A 1,225-nucleotide genomic window follows, 5' to 3' on the forward strand; every position below is an offset into this window, starting at 1 on the left:
GTAGACAACCGTGTTGATTGACTAGAATGTGTTTTAGTTTTGCGCCTTGAGGCTGTCCCTGCACGCTGCATTGATGTGGATGAGCAGTTTTCGCATGACGGCGGTTATGGCGAGTTTCTGAGGTTTTCCGCGAGCGATGAGGAGCTGATGGAATGCCTTGAGGATTGGGTCGGCGGTCATGGCAGTGATGGCTGGCATGTAGAGTGCCCGCCTGACCTCTGGCCTTCCGCCTCTGATGAAACGCTTGCCGTTGCGTTTCCCTGAATCGTCGGCCATGGGTGCGAGGCCGGCGATGGCGGCGATCTGCCGTCGGTCGAGACGCCCGAGTTCGGGCAGGTAGGCGATCAGCTCAGCGGCGGCGATGGGCCCGATACCGCAGAAGCCACGCAGGATGGCGTGACGGGTGTCAAGGTCGTCGTGGCTGGCGATGATGTCGCGGGCGGCATCGAGGATGGTCTGGGCATCAGCCGTGAGCCGTTCCAGCTCCTGTTCGACCAGACGCCGCAGGACGTCGGGCATGGCGGCCTGCAAGGCGTTCTTGCGGGCGACGGCCTCGTCGACGAGACGCCGTCGATGGGCGACCAGAGCGCGGATTTCCTCCAGGCGGGGATCGGGCCGGGCGGTGGGATGCAGGTGGAGGCGCTGGTTCTGGCCGAAGCTGGCCAGGACGGCGGCATCGACCTTGTCGGTCTTGGCCAGCCGGCCGATGGCCTTGGCATAGTCGCGGGCCCGTTTGGGATTGGCCAGATGCACCGGAATGCCGGCCTCCCACAGCGCCTCGCACAGGAGCCGCTCACAGCCGCCCGATGCCTCGACCACCACCAGGATGTCGGTGCCGCCGGCCTGTCTGGCCAGCAGTTCCGCGACCAGGGCCGCGACGGGTTCGGGCTTGTTGCGCAGGTGCCAGTGCGACCGGCCCGGCACCTCGCTGCAATCCAGCTTGTACTTGGCGACGTCCACACCAAGGGTGTAGCGTTCATTGAAAACAAGGCTGTCTCGGGGCATGAGGATCGTCCTTGTCTGCGGCGTCACCCGCAGACAGGCGCGCCAGGCAACCGTTCGAGCGCAGCCGAGGATCAGGGGCAAAGGTCCGTCTACGCTACGAGGTTCGCCCTCAACGTCAGGTCCGACCCTTTGACCCCGCGAGCGGGCCCCGGTTAACCGGGGCCCGCTCTCCCTCAACTGCACAACAAACTTACCACCCAAAAACAGACAAGGTCAGGTC

The 1,225-nt window shown here is 64.6% G+C and carries 1 protein-coding gene; it reads right to left on the reverse strand.

What is annotated here, in order from left to right:
- Window positions 1-33 precede the first annotated feature (33 nt).
- Window positions 34-1,005: an IS110 family transposase gene (locus tag ACM9HJ_RS30950; RefSeq protein ID WP_416575662.1), complete on the reverse strand. Its 972-nt coding sequence runs from the start codon at window positions 1,003-1,005 to the stop codon at window positions 34-36.
- Between the last annotated feature and the right edge of the window lie 220 nt (window positions 1,006-1,225).

The sequence above is a fragment of the Niveispirillum sp. KHB5.9 genome, assembly GCF_048066115.1.
In the GTDB taxonomy this organism is placed as follows: domain Bacteria; phylum Pseudomonadota; class Alphaproteobacteria; order Azospirillales; family Azospirillaceae; genus Niveispirillum.

Bases quoted from the DNA above. Each gene is read 5' to 3' on its own strand.
- ACM9HJ_RS30950 (WP_416575662.1), bottom strand. From the start codon at position 1,005: ATGCCCCGAGACAGCCTTGTTTTCAATGAACGCTACACCCTTGGTGTG.